Origin of the sequence: Pseudoalteromonas sp. SG44-1, assembly GCF_014164315.1 — a bacterium.
GTDB lineage: Bacteria > Pseudomonadota > Gammaproteobacteria > Enterobacterales > Alteromonadaceae > Pseudoalteromonas > Pseudoalteromonas rhizosphaerae.
The window spans coordinates 45,637-66,131 of record NZ_JACJEW010000009.1 but is presented as its reverse complement, the minus strand read 5'-3'; the positions used below and the strand labels follow the sequence as shown (position 1 = coordinate 66,131).

Genomic DNA, 20,495 nt, shown 5'->3' with positions numbered 1-20,495 from the left:
AATTTAGTATGCACCTGCGCTGTAAATAAGCTCATAACTGTGGCTGTAAATCTCGAGAATGTTACCAAACGGGTCTTCCATGTAGATCATGCGATACGGTTTTTCACCTGGGTAGTAGTAACGGGGTGCTTCCATACGCTTTTTACCGCCAGCTTCAACAATACGCTCAGCAAGGCCTTCTACATCTGGATCTTGAACACAAAAATGGAATATACCGGTTTTCCAGTATTCAAAGTTGTCAGCTGGGTTTTCTTGATTTTTAAACTCAAAAATTTCTACACCAATACGATCACCCGTTGAAAGGTGCGCTATTTTAAATTTTTCCCATTGTTCACCAAATACTTCAGTACACATTTCGCCTATTGGGCTTTTGTCTTCGGTAATTAAAGTCGGCTCCATAATGGTGTACCAACCCATTACTTTGGTGTAAAACTCAACGGCTTTTTCAACATCGGGGACCGAAATTCCAATGTGCGAAAAACTACGTGGATAGGTATGACTCATAATAATGCTCCTGTTTAACTATGCTTAGTTGATGGAGTTAGTTTACGAACCGACCTGTATTAAGTAAAATTATCATTAATCATAATTTTGAGTACGTTTTATAATGATAAATCCTACATGGCTACATACCTTTTGCACCTTGGTGGAAGTAAATCACTTTACCCAAACTGCAGAACGCCTTTATATGACCCAGTCAGGCGTAAGCCAACACATTAAAAAGTTAGAGCAGCAGGTTAATTGCGCATTGCTTGAACGCCATGGCAAGCAGTTTACCCTTACCGCACAAGGGCAAGGCTTATATCAAAAAGGAAGTCAGTTACTAAAAGAGTGGCAGTTTTTAGAGCAACAACTGCATGACGACTCACCCTACAGTGGCAATATAAAGATTCAATCACCAGGCAGTTGCGGGCTTAAGTTTTATAATCAATTACTTGATTTACAAGGGCAACATAAAGCACTCACTATTGATTATCGCTTTGCCCCAAACGAAAGCGTGGAACAGGCCGTTGCTAATCACAATGCTGATATTGGTTTTTTAACTCAAGCCCCAACACTCAGCGAGGTTACCAGCCATAAAATCGGCCAAGATGCACTATTATTAATTACACCAATCGATTACCAAACTCCAAGCTGGCAAAACTTATGCGAACTTGGCTTCATTGCTCACCCTGATGCAAAGCATCATGCGCAATTATTATTAAGCGAAAACTACGCGGAATTTGAACACCTTGAGCAAATAAAGCGCTCTGGTTTTTCAAACCAAATTAATTTAATTCTTGAACCTGTCAGCCTTGGTCTAGGTTTTACTGTGCTACCAGCACATGCTGTGAGTGCATTTAGTAAACCACAGTTGATTAACGTCCATCCATTACAGCACCCGATCAGCGAATCTATTTATGTGTGTTATCACCGTAATCGGCCTTTGGCAAAACGAATGAGTAAAGTGATCGAGGTGATCAAAGCTGGGCTGTAACTGTTTGCAAAAAAGTGAAGTCGTTGCAACAAAAGGTTTAATCACCAACAAAAAATAAACCTTTTTTATAGCGTATTTATTAAATACTTCATGCTTTTTCTGTTAAGTTAATACTGAGTATTAATGCTAAAGGATAGTCTCAATGGAAGTAAAACAGCTAGCAAGTAAGACCTTAACCGGCTTAAAAGTAAGAACATGCAATGCCAATGAAATGAATACTGGCACAGCAAAGATAGCTGAGCTTTGGCAAAAATTTGGCGAAAAATATACCTCAAAACTCACAAAAGACAGTAAAGTCTTTGGTGTTTACACTAACTACGAGAGCGATGTGACCGGTGATTTTGATGTCATTGCCTGTAGCGATGAGCAATCAATTAACCTTCGTGATTCAGTAACAGTTACAACGCACGCAGGGAGTTATTTAGTCTTTAGTGGCGAAGGCGAAATGCCCGACGCTATAATTGATTTATGGGGTGAAATTTGGCAATACTTTAGCTCAGATGATTGTCGTTACACTCGTACTTATACCAGCGACTATGAATATTATAAAACCGCAACTGAAGTAGAAATAGCGATCGCAATTGCTGAATAAATAAGGAGTCTGTCGCTGTTCAAATGAGCGCTGAGTTCCTTTTTTTCGTGGGGGGGAGTGTGGGATTTCGCACTTCCCCAATTAAAAATAAGTCTACACTCCATACCTAGATCACTTTAACAAAGCGAATGCAGAGACGGTAAGCATGGCTACGACTGTTCTTATTTAATCAATATATGTTCACAAAATTAACTTGGCTTTAAAAAGAAAAGTAAATAAAGCTTGTTATATGGTTTAAGTTACTGTTATCCTGCTCTGCATCGGGTTGATAGAAAGCCCTGTTTATTTGTAAGTACCACGTTGTTATTAGTAATAATCCTTCGCGCTATCCTCAGTTAAATGCTTGTTTTCTTCCTGTTAAATTGCCTACATTAAGGCGAACTTTTATAAATTCTTAGGATTCTATTATGTCTACTACAACAACTGGTTCAGTAAAATGGTTTAACGAAGCTAAAGGTTTTGGTTTTATTGAACAAGAGTCAGGCCCTGACGTTTTTGCTCATTTCAGCGCAATCTCAAGCGATGGCTTTAAGACTCTAGCTGAAGGCCAACGTGTACAGTTTACTGTTACTCAAGGTCAAAAAGGCCCGCAAGCTGAAAATATCGTTTGCATCTAATTTTTAATTAATGGGTTAGTGATAACCCGTTAATGCACTATAAGTTTGAAAGAAATTCTGTTTATTTGTACGTACCACGTTGTTATTAGTAATAATTCATCGCGTTATCCTCAGTTAAATACTTGTTTTTTCAGCTAAACCGCCTGATTTTAGGCACACTTTTATTAATATCTAGGATATCTATTATGTCTACTACTACAACTGGTACAGTTAAATTTTTCAACGAAGCTAAAGGTTTTGGTTTTATCGAGCAAGAGTCAGGTCCTGACGTTTTCGCTCATTTCAGCGCTATCAGCGGTGACGGCTTCAAAACTCTAGCTGAAGGCCAACGTGTACAGTTTACTGTTACTCAAGGTCAAAAAGGCCCACAAGCTGAAAACATCGTTTGTATCTAAACGATTGTTTTAGTTAATACGTTTTAACGTATTAAAAGCCCACTGATATTAATTTATCAGTGGGCTTTTTAATGTCTGCGCTATTTTGCATAAAGCCAATCTAAACCTTGGATCAGCGTGGTTGGAAATGCCGTCGCATGTTTTGCGCCATCTATTATAGAAAACTGCAATTGCACCTGCTGATCATTACTTTGCCGTATTTTGTCAGCAAGCTTGTTCGCTCCCGTTACCATATCTTGCCCTTCGCCAAATTCAGGTGTCTCTTTACTACCTACCGATAAGTAAACCCTAACGTTTTGCTTAGCTTTAGTAATCGGCTGAGATAGTATGCTCTCATTATCAAACCACACCGACGGGCTACCGATAATGTAACTTTCAAACATATTAGGCTGAGTAAAAAGCACATAAGCGGCAAATAAACCGCCAAGAGAATTTCCCACTAAAGTACGTTGCTTTGGCTTTATTCGGTAGTTAGCTTTCATATGTTCAAACACCACATCAGCTATAAAATCGATATGTTGCGCGGCTTTACCGGTCTCTAACTGCCAATCTTTGGCTTTACTTGGGGTGAAATCACGTATTCGGCTTGATGAGCCTTTAGATCCTTGCGAATAACCAATGGCAACGAGTATTGCTTCATCCATTTTACCGCTGTTCATAGGAAAACGTGTCGCTCCCGATGCCACTTGAAACGCATACGAGCCATCGAGCAAGTAAACAACAGGGTATGTTTTATCCTTATTTCGACTGTAGCTTCGCGGGAGCTTTATAAATACTGGATAGCTCACCTTGCTTTGCTGATCGATAAGTTTAACCACCGAGCTTCTGGGTATTTCAAATGCCTGTTCGGCCGCGCTACTAAAAGTGATAAGTAGCATCGCAGCTAATAATAAATATTTCACTATAATCCTTGTTTAGTTAAAAGCGTTAAAACAAAATTAAAAGTCTTCACGCCCTTGGAGCTCAGTAAAATCACTCATAATCCATTTTAGATAGCCAGCTCTGGTTTTTAGTAATTCAAACCACTGAGTCACTCGCTCCGGCAATGTTATTGCTAACCCCTGAGATGTTAGGCGATGTAAAATGGCTCCCACACAAATATCAGCCAGGGTCATTTTACCACCGGCAAGATAGGGGGCATGACTTAGCTGTTGTTCAATTATCTGTAAGCATTGCTCGCACTCTTGTATGTCCCGTGTGATTTGCTCCATACAACGGTTTTTTTGCGTTTTACGGTAATAGCCCCAAAATGTGGCCATAAAAGCAGGTTGAAAAATCACCTGTGACCAATCCATCCAGCGCTCATATAACGAACGCTGATAGGGCGATGCATAATACCAATCTGTAGTGCCATAACTTGCCGCCAAATAGCGTAGTACACTGTGCGACTCCCAAATAACATTATCGCCATCCACAAGTACCGGCACTTTTTGCAACGGGTTCAATGCTAAAAAGTCATCACTATCAAGGCCGCCAAAACGACCACCCACTTCAATATGCTGATAACTCATGCCCAGCTCATCCAGAAACCAGAGTACTTTTTGTACGTTAAACGAGGTTGTTCTTCCATAAACTTTCATTGTAATTCCTATTATTGATAATCAACCAAACTGAGATTTTCTTTTTTACACACGTTAATAATCGACTCTCGCTTAGCTAAGCGACGTAAATACTTGTTGAGGTACTCAAAAGAAAGCGGTGGTTGTTTTAGTTCATCCGCCCATATCGCAAGCATAAACAAGTAAAAATCGCAGATGCTAAGTTGCTCACCAACTAAGAATGTTTGATTTTCCAGCTGGGCATCCAGTAAAGCAAATATGTCGGCAATTCGCTTTTCTTGTGCAGCGACAATGGCACTGATATGACTGCTATCGATACTATGGCGCTGCGGATAAAAGTAGACCATGAGCTCAGCTTGCAAGGTATTCGTTAGATACATCATCCATTGCAAGCACGCAGCTCGATTGTGCTCACCTATTTGCGGAATAAGCATCTTAGCAGGATGTGCTTCAGCAAGATGAATACAGATAGCGGCACTTTCAAAAACGACTTGTTGACCGTCCAATAATGTAGGTATTCGCCCTGCGGGGTTCAAGGATAAATAACTGGCTGCTTTATGAGCCTCGTTTTTTCTATCCACTAAAATTAATTCAAAATCGGTTTGCAGTTCTTCGAGGATAAAGTGCGGCGCCATACTGGCGTTGAGCGGGTAATAAAATAGTTTGTACACAATAAGTCCTTGTTACACTTTAATATCAACCATACATTAAACTACCACCGATTTATAATACTCTGTAAACCCTGTGAGTATATTTGTTGTAGCAATTGCCGATAAAATTAGCCCCATCACACGGCTAATAACGCTGGCGCCACTACTGCCAACCACTTTACTGATATAGCCCGATAGCAGCATTAATATATAAACCACAATCAAGACAGATAGCATAACTAACGCTGTTTGCAGTTGTTCCCAAATACTAAAAATAGCGTTTTCTGTTAACAATACAGCCGTTAAAATAGCGCCAGGACTGGCAATCGAGGGAACAGCAATCGGATAAATAGCGGTTTCTTTATCCGATTTAACAAGCAGCTTGAGTTCTTCTTCGGGTTTGCTATCACCAAATATCATACTCAATGCAAATAAAAATAAAACAATTCCCCCTGAAATTTGAAACGCAGGTAAGGGAATAGATAAGGCTTTTAAGATTATTTCGCCAATCACGACAAAAAATATCAGCACTGCGGCCGAAGCCAATGTAGCCATTAGTGCAATGCGCCGTTTCGTTTTTGCATCGTACTTTTCGGTCACGGCAACAAATACTGGCACCGTGCCTATGGGGTCAATAACAGCAAAAAAAGTAATAAAAACAGCAATAAAGTCAATCATGCATTTTCCACCCTATTTTAATAGCTGTTTAGAAAGTAACATTTTAATTTAAACAATTGGATTAATTTTAAATATTTATAAGCAAACTGCCACAGTTGATTAGCGCGCTATATTTATAGCTTAAGTACTGATGTTAATTTTCAAAAGGGCCCATCACGAAAAAGGGTTTTGCATGGCTGTAGCTAACTTACTTTAGGCAACTGCATCTAATTAATAGATGGCTGCAATCGTTTTAAAGTATTGATCTAGATCTAGTTTTTAATCGTTAATATTCTATATTGGTACAAGGGATGAACTTCAACAAGGTTTATCAATCAAAGTATTACATTCAGTAGCAAGTTAATTGTTATGAACTAAGCTTTTCAACATAGCGATTTATAGACCGAGTTTTATATTCCGATAAAGGAGCTAAAAATGAGCAATTCAGGTGCGGGTAAATGCCCAATCATGCATGGTAGCAATACACAATCGTCTAATTCCAATACTGATTGGTGGCCAAAGGCCTTAAATTTAGACATTCTTCATCAACACGATACTAAACCTAATCCCTATGGCGATGACTTTAATTACGCTGAAGAATTTAAAAAATTAGATCTTGAAGCCGTTAAAACCGATTTAAAAAACCTAATGACTCAAAGCCAAGATTGGTGGCCTGCCGATTGGGGTCATTATGGTGGCTTGATGATCCGTATGGCGTGGCACTCAGCAGGATCATACCGTTTAGCTGATGGCCGTGGTGGTGGCGGTACAGGTAACCAACGCTTTGCTCCTTTGAACTCATGGCCTGATAACGCTAACCTTGATAAAGCACGTCGCTTACTTTGGCCTATCAAGAAAAAATACGGTAATAAGTTATCGTGGGGCGATTTAATTATTTTAGCCGGCAATATGGCTTATGAATCAATGGGTTTAAAAACCTTTGGTTTTGCCGGCGGGCGTGAAGACATTTGGCATCCAGAAAAAGACGTCTATTGGGGCGCGGAGAAGCAATGGCTTGCGCCAAGTGATGAACGTTACGACAACGTAGCAAAACCAGACACCATGGAAAACCCGTTAGCTGCAGTACAAATGGGGTTAATTTACGTAAACCCTGAAGGCGTAAACGGCCAACCAGATCCACTCAAAACTGCGGCACAAGTACGCGAAACTTTTGCTCGCATGGCGATGGATGACGAAGAAACAGCAGCGCTCACGGTGGGCGGCCATACGGTGGGTAAAACCCATGGCAATGGCAGCGAAGAGAATCTTAGCCCAGAGCCTGAAGCCGCAGATGTATTTGAGCAAGGCCTAGGTTGGAACAACCATAAAACGCGCGGGATAGGCCGCGATACTATGACATCAGGCATTGAAGGTGCGTGGACAACTCACCCAACTAAATGGGATAACGGTTATTGCTATCTACTGTTAAATTACGAATGGGAGCTTACCAAAAGTCCAGCGGGTGCAAACCAATGGGAACCGGTAAACATTAAAGAGGAAGATAAACCTGTTGATGTTGAAGATCCATCAATTCGCTTAAACCCGATTATGACCGATGCCGATATGGCAATGAAGATGGACCCAAGCTATCGCAAAATTATTGAACGTTTTTATAATGATTTTGACTATTTCACTGATGTGTTTGCACGGGCTTGGTTTAAACTCACTCACCGTGACTTAGGCCCTAAATCTCGCTATTTAGGTGCAGATATACCAAGCGAAGATTTGATCTGGCAAGATCCCATCCCAAGCGTAGATTACACATTATCTGATGCTGAAATTAGCGAACTTAAAGACAAACTGCTAAATGCAGGCATTAGCGCCAGTGACTTGATCAGCACTGCATGGGATAGCGCCCGTACTTATCGTGGCTCTGATCACCGTGGTGGTGCCAACGGTGCACGCATTCGCTTAAACCCGCAAAAAGATTGGCAAGGTAACGAGCCTGAAAAACTTGCTAAGGTGTTAACGGCCCTTGAAACAGTACAAGCAAGTTTAAGCAAACCGGTGAGTTTAGCGGACTTAATTGTACTTGGCGGTACAGCAGCCGTTGAGCAGGCAGCAAAAGCTGCGGGTGTCGATATCACCGTACCATTTGCAGCAGGTCGCGGCGATGCGAGCGACGACATGACCGATGCAGAGTCGTTTGATGTATTAGAACCAATTCATGATGGCTTTAGAAACTGGCAGAAAAAAGATTATGCTGTTTCAGCCGAGGAGCTACTTTTAGAGCGAGCACAACTGATGGGGTTAACAGCCCCTGAAATGACAGTACTACTTGGTGGGATGCGTGTACTAGGCACTAACCACAGTGGCAGCCAGCATGGTGTATTCACCGATAACGTGGGTACATTAAGCAATGACTTTTTTGTTAACCTAACCGATATGAACTATCGCTGGGAACCGGCAAGTAAAAGCACGTACAACATTGTTGAGCGCAGCTCTGGTAATACTAAATGGACCGCAACCCGCGTTGATTTAGTGTTTGGCTCCAACTCGATTTTAAGAGCACTTGCTGAGTTTTATGCGCAAGACGATAACAAACAGCGTTTTGTTAAAGACTTTGCTGATGCATGGGTGAAGGTAATGAACGCAGACCGCTTTGATATGTAATTAAAGCAAAAAACAGTTTATAACTTAAGCGCGAGAGTTAATATTCTCGCGCTTGTTTATGCTTGTTTACCTTGATAACAGAATTACTTAATTATCTTTGCAGTCATGCAGTGATGTCTTTTTTGACATATCAATGATTAGACATTGATCAGGTAGCGCATTGCTAAGATTACTATAAATAGAGAAAGCTTGCGTAAGTGCTATTTTTAGCTGACAAAGAGTCCCGTCATTATTACTTTTTCTAGCCAATTTATTTTTACATTCAGCCGTGCTATTTAATAATTCTCTCATAGTTTGGTAAGTCTGTTGTGTGGACTCACTTATATCAGCGAAAGCCAGTGAGCCGGCATTACGCACTAAATAAAAATCAGCAATAAAATCCAGCACTGTTTTAGTCTGCAATTGTTGCTGTTGTACTTTTGATAGCCCACTGTCATCACTCAGTAAGGAAATAACCTCTAATAACGACATTTTCTGTACTTTATCGCGAAAGTCCGCGGGCCACTCACGAGGGATAAATCGCCACCTCGCCAATGCTTGTAAGTGTTGCTTACTAAAACTTTGATAGTTCTTAGCCGTTAAAATACGTTTATCCCATACTTGTGCAGGCGCATTCTTTTGTAAATAGTCATGCTCTGTTTGGTAAGCGCTAAATAACGTATCAAAATGAGGCACATCATCAATCGTTATTGTATCGACTTTAGCGAGTTGGTTATTGAGAGTAACTAATTTGTAAGCAGGCCGATAAGCCGCTATCGAAGGGGCTTGTATATTAAATAATGTATTATGCTCAGTTTCAATAATTGCAGTGTCATTCATGTGCATATGGCCACCAATATGCAGCTTTAAACCTGTTTCTGCTAACAACTTACGGGTATTAAGTTCAGGCTCTCGAGCTAGCTGAAATGCAGACTCACCAAACAAAGATTTAATCGACTGCGTTTGGCCATCGTAAAACTCCCCCATCGGAAAATGACTAAACGCAACTAAGGTTTTATGTTGCTCTTTCGCGCGTTTAACAACATTGGTGATCCATTTCATCAAATAAGGTTTTTCAGTCAATACTTTGTTATAACCCGCATTGCCAGATCCTTGAAACACTAACGTGCCATTTTTAAACTCAGGAACATACACATTCGCATCAATTGCCAATAGCCAAAGCCCAGTGACAGGCTCTACTAAGTAGCTGGTATCGGGGACTTGTTTACAACGTGCTTTATTATTCTTCGCGCATTGCGAATAACTACGTTCAACCAGCGATACCTGCTCACCAAATGGCGTTTCCCAGAGTAAGTCGCGGCTATCTGGCTGCAAACCAAACGGTGCCATTATCTCTACAAGCTCTTGATAACCAGCATGCGCGATTTTATCGCTGCATACTAATGAGTGATTATCTTTAGCTACATGTTCACAACGAGGATGATCGGTTGAATAAATACCAATTTGCTGACCTTTAGAACCCAAAAAGTCTGATTTTCCGCCGGCGGTTTTAAATGGCCGAACCGGATCATGATTACCTGGAATAGCAAAAAAACGCATACCGTACTTTTTTGCATAATCGTCTAGTATCGTTTTTAAACCATTAAGATGCACAGGTTGGCCATCATCAGTAAAATCCCCAGGCAGGGCAACTAGTTTTACGCCTTTAGCGGCAATATCATCAAGGGTGGCGATTAACGCAAAGTAGTTTTCATTAAATAAGCGAGTTGAATGAATTTGCGCCTGCATGCTGCGAATGCTCACCGCATCCTTTGCTTTATCGACTGGTATGCCCGCAAACCCCGCATCAGAAAAGTCCCCATAAATATCGTGAAAGTGAATGTCGGGCACAAAGGCTATTTGGGTGTTTGTAGCCGGCGCAGCAAAAAGCGGTGTACTGCTCAAACAAATGAGCAATGAAATGAGAAACTTCATTTTAAATATCCTGTGACTGGAACACTTTAAACAAAAAAACGGAAGCAAAATGCTTCCGGTTATTAGCTTTATAATATATTAAAATATAGCGCGAACACCTAATGCAAAGCGTCTTCCAGAGAACTCATACATTGATGGGAAAGCTGGATCTAATGTATATCCTTTAGTCGCTTCATCGGTAATATTAATGCCCTCTAATGTGAATTTTACTGAATCATTAATGCTGTAACCAAATGAGACATCTGTTTGACCATACGCATCACGATAAACTGGATACATATCACGCTCAATGTACTCTACGTATTTGTCTTTATAGTTATATGAAATACGCGCATCAAAGCTTTCATTTTCATAATAAAAAGTCAGGTTGTAGGTTTCATCTGCAAGCCCCTCTGGCGGGGTAGGGATACCTAAGTCAGATGCACCCGTTAAGGAGTTATTTAATGTCGTGTAGTTAGCATTGACACCAAAACCTTCTAACATGCTACTAAAACGAGCAAATGGAATTTGTGCAATAAACTCAACACCACTAACATCATACGAGCCTTCGGCATTCACTTTTTGATAAACATCAAAATCATAAACACCGTCAACAGTACCATTATCATTGTACTTAGTTACGCCATTAACAACACCAGTGAGTGATTCACGTACGACGCCTTCAATTTCTTTTTCAAAGTAAGAAACCGCTAATAAGCCGCCATCTTCTAAATACCACTCCAAGCCCAGTTCCCATTGATCAGCATAGGTTGGTTTTAAATCAGGGTTACCATCGCGATATTTAAACTCACTTAAGCTCACTGTACGTTTATAAGCGATATCCGTTAATGATGGACGCATAAGCGTTTGTGATGCCGCAGCACGTAAAACTAAGTCATTATTAAGCTCAAGGGTAAAGTTAATACTTGGCAGTACTTCAGTGTAACCACCACTTTTAGAGACTGGTGTTGACGTATAAGATGTTGAGCCATCATCATTTTGTACTTGGTGATAACCTGATGAATCAACTTTAGTATCAATATAACGCACACCGGTATTCAAGGTTGCGGGCATATCGCCAATATCAAAAGCAAAATCAGCCATTGCATAAATAGCCGTGGTTTTTTCTTCTACTTGATAATATTGGTCTGGTTCGAAATCAACACCAAAGCCTTCATATCTAAGTTGGTTACGAGCATAACGATTAGAAATTTGACTCCAACCTTGTTTAGACGGTACGTCAGATAGATACTCGCCACCATTAACCAAATCTGAAATATTAGTTAGTTCACTGTCAGCTAACGTACGCGTGCCTACCCAAGAGGTATCACCTACTGATGGACCTGTTGCTCGGTTAGTACCATAATTACGCTCTTTTGATTTGTCGGTATACCGCGCCCCAAACTGCAACTTGGTTAACGCAGGGAAGGAATCTAAGCTAAATTGGCGAGAGAAATCCAATTGAGCAGCATATTTATCATCTGAGATTGCTTCAAGATTAACTTCGTTATAGTCAAATAAATAAGCCTCAGGTGAGTTATACATATCAAATGTATCAGGATTATTACTTGGTATAGTCTCTGCGCCTGTGCTGGTATAACGTGAACGTGTTGCACGATAGGCTGTATGTTTTAAATTAGTGGATTCGGTTGTTTTATCTGCGCCACTATAACCCACTAAACCGTATATATCCCAGTCACCTACAACCCAGTCCATTGCAATACTAAATTGTTGGTAGTCAGTATCACTACTGTGTTCTTTACTTAAAAATTCGTGTTGAGTAGCCGCATAGTCAACGTCGGTTAGAACAGTGATACCGTAATCACCTAGCGTAGAGCTATCATATTGATTAATGCGTTCTAAAGAGCTAACACTTGATGCGGCATAAGCGGATGCATCATATTCGTCTTCATGATCATCAAAATTACCCAGTAAGCCATCAAAGGTTAAGCTAAATTCGCTGCTAGGTTTATATTGTAATGACAGTGTTGCACCCCATTTTTCTTGCTCTGTTAAGTATGAACGATCGCCTACTTTATTTAAAAACACCACGCGGCTTGTTTCATCACTATCAAAGCGATCATTAATTGTTATACCGGTATCACGCTCTAATACGTCCGCAGCTTGGTCAGATTGCCATTGCGATGAGCCTTTCTTTTCTAAAAATCGAGAAAGGGGGCGAAAATCGATCCCTGAATTACTATCAGTACGATTAGTCCGTTGAGAGAATGCAAACGAGGCAAGTGCCCCCCAATCACCAAATGTATCACTGGCTAAAAAGGTTAGTTTAGGATCTGATTTTTCTGATATTTCGTTATAAGCCCCTTCGACCGATGCCACTAACTTACGGCCGTCATAATCAAATGGTCTTGCTGTTGTGATTGCGACTGAACCTGCAATACCGCCTTCTTCATCCGCAGCCGTTGATGATTTTTTTACAGTAACACTTTGAATAATTTCAGAGGCAAACATATCAAATTCAACATCACGTCCGCCACTGCCCGATGCCGTAGCAAGATTATTGATTGATACGAACGTAAATTCACTCGGTAAACTACGTACATTCACCTTTTGACCTAAGCCCTTATTACGCTCAATAGTCACCCCTGGCATACGCTGTAGCGCTTCGGCTAAGTTTTGCTCAGGAAAATCCGCAATATCTGAAGCGACTATCGAATCAGAAAAGCCAATATTACTACGTTTTAAATCAATCGCTTGCTCTAAGCTTTTAATATAACTACCGGTTACGACGATTTGCTCCATCGCTTGATCTTCTTTTTCAGTTTCTTGTGCATAGCTTGGTGCTACAAATAACGAGCTAAGTGCTAATGCTAACGGTGATAGAGTAAAAATTCGCTTAGTCATCATGTTGGTCCTGTTGTATGTATTACGACTTTAAATTGATTTCGCTTCTAATGACGGTGCAAAAATTTAATAGGGGACGTATTTATTTGATGAAGTTTTTATGTCGGTTTTGCGACAGCGCGCTCATAAAAATGTCATCAAATGATCACATCAATATCCACTTTTTTGCTCTAGTATGGCGCCTAATTAAAGGAAAATGCTGTAAATACAATAAAATGATATCGCAAACACAACCGCCTCTATCGCTTGCAAGCAAGCAAAGTCAATCTCATCGACCATTGGTTAAATGTTTTATTGCGAATCAAGATGCATTAAAAAGTTTCTTTCGTCGGGCGGTTGGTGAACAAGCCGATGCGGACGATTTATTTCAAAAATTGTTGCTCAAAGCATTAAAAATAGAATGTACCGATCATATTGATAACCCACTAGCGTATGGTTATCGGATGGCACATCATTTAGTGATTGACCATCACAAAGAGCAAAGTAAATATCCCGAGTGCCTAGAGCATGAGCCATTAAGTACAGAGCTTTCCCTTGAAAACTTACTCGACCATGAGCAACGACTGCGTTTATATCAACAGGTACTCACACAAATGCCTACGCTACGTCGTGATGTGTTTATTCGAAGGCGGTTACATGGCGAAAGCCGCCAACAAATAGCGCAAAGCTTAGGGTTATCAGAAGAAGCGGTAAAAAAGCATATTTCCCGCGCGATGGATATGCTCAAAGACGCAATCAGCGAATTTATTGCCGACTAAGTGTCCCCTTAATGAACGTTAAGTCGTTATATCAATAATAGAGATAGATAGAGAAATAACATGGTCACCTCATCCAAACATGACGATGAAAATAAAGATCCACTCAAGCAAGCGATTTGGCAAGATGCCGCACTCATTGCAGCATTACAAAAATTAGACTCACAAACACAAGTGAATCAGCCAACACAGGCAGAACCTAGCCAAGAAAAGCCTTTTTGGTTGTGGGGAAGTGCGCTTGCAGCCAGTATTATTGTGGCCGTGGTTGGCGTTATGCAATTAAGCTCAGAGGTAACCCCTGAAGCTTCTTCGCTCGTTGCTGCACAACAGTATTTTGCCACTGAAGCCACTGATATTACTTTGTCAGATGGCTCTGAAGTTGCATTAAATACACACACTAATTTGCAATTTAATGAAAACGATAAAGCCAGACAAGCAACCCTGAGTAAAGGCGAAGCTTATTTTTCAGTAAAACGTGATGAACATCGCCCGTTCACCATCAATACCGGTAACGCAACAATAAGCGTATTAGGCACCGCTTTTAATATCGATAAAACCCTACGCGAAACCACAATTGATGTGTTTCATGGCAAGGTGGCGGTAACCACACCAGATAACGCACAGCGAGTAGAATTAGTAAAAGGGCAGCGAGCTCGCGTTCATAATAATCATATTATTGTAAGTACATTTAAAGCACAGCAGCCTGATTGGCAACTTGGCTGGCTTGATTTAGAAAATGTCACCATTAATGATGCTATTTTTCAACTTAATCGCTATACCGACAAACCATTAGTTCTGAGTAATGTGGATGCTAACTTACGAGTCAGCGGTCGTTTTAAAACAACCGATGTCGTTGGCGCGGCATCTTTAATCGCGCAATTAAACCAGCTTGAGGTTAATCGCTTTGACGACAGTATTGTATTGTCGCCAACAAACTAGTTTGAGCATATTTTTGCAGTTGGTGGCATTGTCATAAATTGTTCATTTATATTCTGCACACTGTCGTTTTATTAATGAAGTAGCAAGGCCGTTCATAGATGTTACGTATAAGCAGTTTTTTATGTGTAGCACTCTCGATTTTTTCTATTGCAGCTGATGCCGCAACGGCCAGTTTAATAGAGCAATTAACTGACCTATCTAAACGGTTTTCCACTGCGATAATATACAACACCTCATTACTAGCAGGCTTAACCGTTGAGCCCAGTACTCAAACCACACTTGAGCAAACTCTTGATTTATGGCTGACTCCTAGGCAATTAAGCTGGCAAAAAACCGCTTCTGGCATCGTTATTTTTCAAACCGCAACATCAGTACCAGCACCGGCAATATCAATACCCGAAACTAACAATACGCAGGTGCTTGAAGAAGTAACAGTAACCGAGTCGTTACCCACACCATCCAATGGTGATGCCTATAACCACAATTACCAACAAGCAATTAACTACGCCCAACAAATAAAGAGTAACTATGTAGGGCAAAGCGAAATAGCTGTAGGCGCAATGCTCAATCAACTGCCAGCTGAAAATCTTGCCGAGGCACTACAAGCAGTACCCGGTATAAGCATTACCCGCGATCGCGGTGAAGCCCTTAATATTAATGCCATGGGATTGGGTGCGGAATATCAATTAACGCTGTTCAATGGTCATCGCCTTGCAAATACCGAAAACGTTCGTAACTCAAACCAATATGGGCAACAACATCGCTTTGATATATTTAGCGCTGGGTTATTTTCAAATATCGCGGTTTATAAAACTTCAAATTCAAGCCTTCCTAGTGGTGCAGTAGGCGCTACCGTTAACTTGCTCAGCGATGACCCCCTTGCTTATCAAGACAATAACCTACAAGTTATGCTCACCACCGCTGCGCTTGAAGGTGAACAAAACCTTCAACCAAGCTTTGGATTAACAGGCAATGCCAAAACAGCAGATGGTGACTTAGCTGTGATGGTAAAAATGAACTATGAAAACCGTCTGCAACGTCAGTTTCAGTTTGAAACCTGGCACTGGGGAGAAAATGGCGGCGCACCGCAGCCTTACCAATGGCCTGATATTAATAAAAACATCTTGGTGCCTACAGATGGCTTAGCACTGACCATAGAAAACGAAGATCGCACTCGCGCAACATATTATGGCGCTTTAGCCTGGCAAGCTACTGAGCGTTTAAAGCTTAATACTCTGTGGTTTAGATCAGATACTGACTTTTCGTTTGATGAGCACCGTATTTCAATTAACCCACAAAGTCAGTCAGCTCAAGCACAGGTTAACGATGAAAATAATAGCTTAAACCAATTTGTGTTTAACGATGTAAATGCCAAAACAAGCCGTGAAGAATCCAACTTATATTATGCCAACCAAACCATACAAGTTGATGCTAACTGGCAACCAAGTGCGCATTTACCCTTAACGCTTTTGCCATTTTACAGTAGCAGTAAAGCAAACAGTAAAACCAAAGAACCTATCTCTCGCGTTCATGGGGCTATTTCGCCTATGCAGGCAGACGTTGTTTTACAAAATACATCGGTTGATAGCTTTAATTTTGCAGGCAACCTAGGGTTGGTAAGTAGCTACTCACATATTAATCAAATGAGCAAACGCACTATTAATGTGCTTAATGAAGTGGACGAGTGGGGCATTGATAGTCATTGGAGTCGTGAAAATTATTGGGGCTTACAAGCGCTGGATATCGGCTTTTTACATTCAACCCAACATTATGACTACACCCGCAAAGATATAAGTTTATCCCCCTTAGCTTTAGAGCAACTACCGAATCTAGATGGTCGTTGGCTTGAACCAATCACTAATAAATTTTCAGCTGAGTTTATGAACGCAGATGTACAGCCTTGGCTAATCCCAAAAAGTGACCTTTTTCAACTTTATGATATTGATTTATCGTTCGCTGAAATGAGTGATAGTGACCGATTAAATAGTTACAAAGTAAGCTTTGTATCAAAGGAAGGATACATCTCTTCAAAGTGGCAATTTGAGCAAGTAACGTTAAGCACAGGCTTGCGATACAGCAATACATTAAGTGAAACAAAAGGCTCGCAGCTTGCAACAACAGGGGAATTAGCGCCCATCAATAGCAGCAATAAAGATAACACTTGGTTACCGTCCGTTAATTTAAAATGGCAGCCTTCGCAATTTTGGCAATGGCGAGGGGGCTTTAGCCGCTCTTTAAATCGGCCAAATTACTCTGATTTAAACCCAAAACTGCATATAAACTCAGGTGGTTTACCTTATGCAGAGCTGGGTAACCCCAATTTACACCCAGTTATAGCCAATACCAGTACGCTCTCTGTTAACTGGCAACAAGCAGATTTAAACGCGCAATTGCTGGGCTTTAACCACCACATGAATAACTTTATTGTTGAGCAAGCAGCAAGCTTAAATTATCAAGGCCTGCAATATAACTCATTGCAACGTACTAACGATGGCAAAGCCAAGATAAATGGCTTACAAGCAAGTAGCCAGTGGCAGTTACCGATATATAGTCCATGGTTTCTACAAAGCCAATTATCAGCAAGCATAACCCATATAAACAAAGCTGATGTAAGCACCTTCGCTGGCAATCACTTTAAAGTTGAAGGAGTCTCTGACTGGACAGGTAACCTGCGCTTTTTGGTCAGTGATAATAAATGGCAAGCTGCATTTAATATTAATTACCGCAGTGAGTTTCTTGAACAACGCGATATTAGTAATAATGCCGACACTTATGTTGCGGCTTACACCAGCACTGACTTAAGCTTCAGCTGGTTTTACTCAGCCAATGCCAGCCTGCGCTTAGACATGTTTAACGCCACCAATGAAACACTCACCCGCACAGCTAAAACCGACTATGCGAGTTCATTAATGAAAGCAGAAGAATTTGGCCGCCGTGTGGTAGTTAGCTTGTCATTAAGAATATAAGTTTTTGAATTTACCACACGTAAACAAAGATCGCTTTTGTAAACCCCCATTACGTTTTGAGTAAAAATAATACAAGCAACTAATGTTTAAAGCTAGCTTATGCAAACCCAGTAGCCGCTGAGTTAATGGCTTGCTAGTATCGAAATGATACATAACGATAATTACCTCATGCAATCCTCAAAAAAAGACGAAGATGGCCCAAATACACATGTTTTATATAGCCAAAGTGAAGGTGGCATAAATTGGGGTGAGTTTAAATCGGTATTAAATAAAGCAGGCACGTCACTAAATGGCGTTATTGAACAGGATTTAAAAGCCTAACAACCGGCCTTTTAGTAAATATGTTAGCGATGAGCTAGAGCCTAGCTGGTTTATCAATAAAGCAAACAACGTGGTTATGACTTTTCGTGACCAACAAACTCTACCGACCATGCAGTATCAAGGTAAATACAAACGCATTGGTTACAGCTACCCAAAAAGTTATATTTGGCAAAAGAGCTTATTTATAAGCTGCGCAGTTAACAAAGAAGACATAGCCGTAACAAAGCTAGACTTAGCGCAGTTTCAGGAAGCCGTTAAATAAGAGCTTTCAAGCAGCAACATAACTGAGATGCAGCGCAAGCTCTTTAGCTCGACTGTAAGCATTTTCTAGTGATTGTTGATGACGAGTATCGGCAAACTCTTGATACTCACAGGCAATTTCATGAATTGTGCTCACGCCTAAATATTTGCTCAACGTACGTAAGTGCGGCACTAAATGGCTCATATGCTCACGAATACCACCTTGCTCAAAACCAAACTCACCGCTTGAGGTGATCACAACCAAAGTCTTACCGCCAAGTAAAGGCAGCAGCGGAAAGTTTCCACGGGCCAGATCAAAATCAAAAGTTTTGTTGATCCTAACAACTAGATCAAACCAGGCTTTCAGCTGCGCTGGCATACCGTAGTTATACATAGGCGAGGAAATCACAATAATGTCAGCACCAGCAATTTCTGCAATGAGTAAGTCTGACAACGCCAGTAACTGCTTTTGCTCATTAGTCTTTTTATCATCAGGAGTAAATACCGCACCTATCCAGTCTTGGGTAATAAAAGGCGGCGGATTCACACCTACATCACGATAAATATACTCATCTATGCTTTGCTGCTGAGTAACGCTCTCTATAAAACGCTTAGCAATATTTTTAGAGATTGAATCGTGATCTGGATTGTCATTTTTAACGGCTCTGATGCTTGCATCAATGTGTAGTAGGGTGGTCATGCTGTTTATCCTGTTAGTAATTGTGCGGTCATCATCCAACTAACAGAGGCTTTTCACAAACGAGTTAACCTCACCTATAAATAAGTTATACTCATCTATAGTCAATTTTATTATTTGCCAATATCACTTATGCTAGTATCACTACAAGCGCTTAAAGCCTTTGAAGCTGCGGCGCGTTTAGGCAGCTTTAAAGCCGCCGCTGATGAACTATCACTCACGCCAACCGCGATTTCACACCATATAAATAATCTTGAAAGCCGTTTAAATGTGGATTTATTTTACCGCCAAGTAAGAAAGATCACTCTCACTCCCACTGGTGAATATTTAAGTGCGGCCACAAGTGACGGCTTTAACCGCATCGACCAAGCACTGGCAACTGTGCAAGCCACAGGGGCAACAGTTAAAATAACCACCACCTCGTCACTGGCCGCCCTGCGCTTAATACCCGCATTGCAGGAATTATCTATAAACCAGCCTAATCTTGAGGTAGATATATCAACCAGTGAAGCCGTTGATAAACAATTACACACATTACCCATTCGCTTTGGCCAGCAGCGCAATATAAACGCAGATGACATTATAAAAACCGAACATTTTAACCTGTTTGGCTCATACAAAGCCGCCGATATCCCATGGCAAAATGGCCCTGTTACGCTGTATACCACAAAATGGAAAAACAACGCCCTGAGTGAGCCACCACTTAAACAATGGCTTACTCAAAACAACTTAGATCCTGCGTTATTTATTATCAAAACCTTTGACCAAGAGCTATTTGGCATTCAAGAAGCTATGGCAGGCTCAGGACTGGTGTTTTGCTCAACCACTCTTGTGCAACGACTTTTAAACACCGAGTTACTTAAAAACTTTAATACTCACGCGGTTGAATCTGAGTTTTGCTACTACATACCGAATAAACAGCGCTTTCAAACCCGAGATACACGCCTAGTTTTAGAATGGGTGGAAGGGCTGTTGAATTAGTGATACTAGTTAGGTTAGTAGTGACATAAATTCACAGTTTATTGTGAATTTAGGTGATTCTGAGCCTGTTTTGACATTAATTCACAGAATACTGTGAATTTTTGATTGGCACTCAAAAGCCACAATAAAATGAATATGGTAGCTAAAAGTAGGGGTTGTTGCTTTATCATTTCGGTTTAGAATTTAACCGATATTTTTAAGCGAGTTAATTTCAGTAGTTAGTCACCAAAAACACTAAATCACCGAACATCATTCTACAGTTTTAAGAGATTAACTAG

19 protein-coding genes are annotated in these 20,495 nt (G+C 40.7%); 11 read left to right on the top strand and 8 right to left on the bottom strand.

The window, feature by feature from the left end; translation table 11 throughout:
* Positions 1–3: 3 nt before the first annotated feature.
* Positions 4–504, bottom strand: coding sequence for a lactoylglutathione lyase family protein (locus H5187_RS06230; protein WP_149980329.1), 501 nt, complete (start codon positions 502–504; stop codon positions 4–6).
* Between the two features lie 103 nt (positions 505–607).
* Here H5187_RS06230 and H5187_RS06225 point away from each other — a divergent pair, with 103 nt between their 5' ends.
* From H5187_RS06225 to H5187_RS06210, 4 genes are all read left to right on the top strand, one after another.
* Entirely contained in the window at positions 608–1,477 is an 870-nt protein-coding gene (locus tag H5187_RS06225) for a LysR family transcriptional regulator (RefSeq protein ID WP_182717314.1), read from the top strand.
* Between the two features lie 142 nt (positions 1,478–1,619).
* Positions 1,620–2,069: a GyrI-like domain-containing protein gene (locus H5187_RS06220; RefSeq protein ID WP_145238947.1), complete on the top strand. Its 450-nt coding sequence runs from the start codon at positions 1,620–1,622 to the stop codon at positions 2,067–2,069.
* 407 nt (positions 2,070–2,476) lie between these two features.
* Positions 2,477–2,686 carry a cold-shock protein gene (locus tag H5187_RS06215; RefSeq protein ID WP_149980327.1) on the top strand — a complete coding sequence of 70 codons (210 nt, stop codon included), beginning with the start codon at positions 2,477–2,479 and terminating at the stop codon, positions 2,684–2,686.
* A 185-nt stretch (positions 2,687–2,871) separates the two neighbouring features.
* Positions 2,872–3,081, top strand: a complete 210-nt coding sequence (locus tag H5187_RS06210; RefSeq protein WP_016706518.1) for a cold-shock protein — start codon at positions 2,872–2,874, stop codon at positions 3,079–3,081.
* A gap of 80 nt (positions 3,082–3,161) precedes the next feature.
* Here H5187_RS06210 and H5187_RS06205 read toward each other — a convergent pair whose 3' ends face one another.
* The 4 genes from H5187_RS06205 to H5187_RS06190 are packed head-to-tail and all read right to left on the bottom strand — an operon-like array spanning position 3,162 to position 5,968.
* Entirely contained in the window at positions 3,162–3,983 is an 822-nt protein-coding gene (locus tag H5187_RS06205) for an alpha/beta hydrolase-fold protein (protein ID WP_310736215.1), read from the bottom strand.
* 36 nt (positions 3,984–4,019) lie between these two features.
* Positions 4,020–4,661, bottom strand: coding sequence for a glutathione S-transferase family protein (locus H5187_RS06200; protein ID WP_182717312.1), 642 nt, complete (start codon positions 4,659–4,661; stop codon positions 4,020–4,022).
* A gap of 11 nt (positions 4,662–4,672) precedes the next feature.
* Complete coding sequence (locus H5187_RS06195; RefSeq protein ID WP_149980325.1) at positions 4,673–5,311, bottom strand: glutathione S-transferase family protein; 639 nt, start codon at positions 5,309–5,311, stop codon at positions 4,673–4,675.
* A gap of 36 nt (positions 5,312–5,347) precedes the next feature.
* The gene (locus H5187_RS06190) at positions 5,348–5,968 is read right to left on the bottom strand and encodes a MarC family protein (protein WP_182797648.1); all 621 of its coding nucleotides are present in this window, start codon (positions 5,966–5,968) and stop codon (positions 5,348–5,350) included.
* A gap of 414 nt (positions 5,969–6,382) precedes the next feature.
* On the opposite strand from H5187_RS06190, the gene katG reads away from it, so the two are divergent.
* Positions 6,383–8,560 (top strand): catalase/peroxidase HPI, encoded by a 2,178-nt coding sequence (katG, locus tag H5187_RS06185; protein WP_182797647.1) that lies wholly within the window; start codon positions 6,383–6,385, stop codon positions 8,558–8,560.
* A gap of 87 nt (positions 8,561–8,647) precedes the next feature.
* Here katG and H5187_RS06180 read toward each other — a convergent pair whose 3' ends face one another.
* Positions 8,648–10,474 carry a metallophosphoesterase gene (locus H5187_RS06180; RefSeq protein ID WP_182739335.1) on the bottom strand — a complete coding sequence of 609 codons (1,827 nt, stop codon included), beginning with the start codon at positions 10,472–10,474 and terminating at the stop codon, positions 8,648–8,650.
* A 78-nt stretch (positions 10,475–10,552) separates the two neighbouring features.
* Positions 10,553–13,321 carry a TonB-dependent receptor gene (locus tag H5187_RS06175; RefSeq protein WP_259399403.1) on the bottom strand — a complete coding sequence of 923 codons (2,769 nt, stop codon included), beginning with the start codon at positions 13,319–13,321 and terminating at the stop codon, positions 10,553–10,555.
* A 212-nt stretch (positions 13,322–13,533) separates the two neighbouring features.
* Between H5187_RS06175 and H5187_RS06170 the strand changes: the two genes are divergently transcribed.
* The 5 genes from H5187_RS06170 to H5187_RS06150 all read left to right on the top strand — a co-directional run bounded on the left by H5187_RS06170 (position 13,534) and on the right by H5187_RS06150 (position 18,561).
* Positions 13,534–14,076, top strand: coding sequence for an RNA polymerase sigma factor (locus H5187_RS06170; RefSeq protein ID WP_182797646.1), 543 nt, complete (start codon positions 13,534–13,536; stop codon positions 14,074–14,076).
* A gap of 60 nt (positions 14,077–14,136) precedes the next feature.
* Complete coding sequence (locus H5187_RS06165; protein WP_182717307.1) at positions 14,137–15,012, top strand: FecR family protein; 876 nt, start codon at positions 14,137–14,139, stop codon at positions 15,010–15,012.
* A gap of 98 nt (positions 15,013–15,110) precedes the next feature.
* Positions 15,111–17,978: a TonB-dependent receptor gene (locus H5187_RS06160; RefSeq protein ID WP_182717306.1), complete on the top strand. Its 2,868-nt coding sequence runs from the start codon at positions 15,111–15,113 to the stop codon at positions 17,976–17,978.
* A gap of 168 nt (positions 17,979–18,146) precedes the next feature.
* Entirely contained in the window at positions 18,147–18,299 is a 153-nt protein-coding gene (locus tag H5187_RS06155; RefSeq protein WP_182717305.1) for a hypothetical protein, read from the top strand.
* A gap of 76 nt (positions 18,300–18,375) precedes the next feature.
* Complete coding sequence (locus tag H5187_RS06150; RefSeq protein ID WP_182717304.1) at positions 18,376–18,561, top strand: hypothetical protein; 186 nt, start codon at positions 18,376–18,378, stop codon at positions 18,559–18,561.
* A gap of 6 nt (positions 18,562–18,567) precedes the next feature.
* Here the strand turns inward: H5187_RS06150 and H5187_RS06145 are convergent, their stop codons facing one another.
* The gene (locus H5187_RS06145; RefSeq protein WP_182717303.1) at positions 18,568–19,239 is read right to left on the bottom strand and encodes an FMN-dependent NADH-azoreductase; all 672 of its coding nucleotides are present in this window, start codon (positions 19,237–19,239) and stop codon (positions 18,568–18,570) included.
* Between the two features lie 129 nt (positions 19,240–19,368).
* Here H5187_RS06145 and H5187_RS06140 point away from each other — a divergent pair, with 129 nt between their 5' ends.
* Positions 19,369–20,217, top strand: a complete 849-nt coding sequence (locus H5187_RS06140) for a LysR family transcriptional regulator (RefSeq protein ID WP_182717302.1) — start codon at positions 19,369–19,371, stop codon at positions 20,215–20,217.
* The last annotated feature ends 278 nt before the right edge of the window (positions 20,218–20,495 follow it).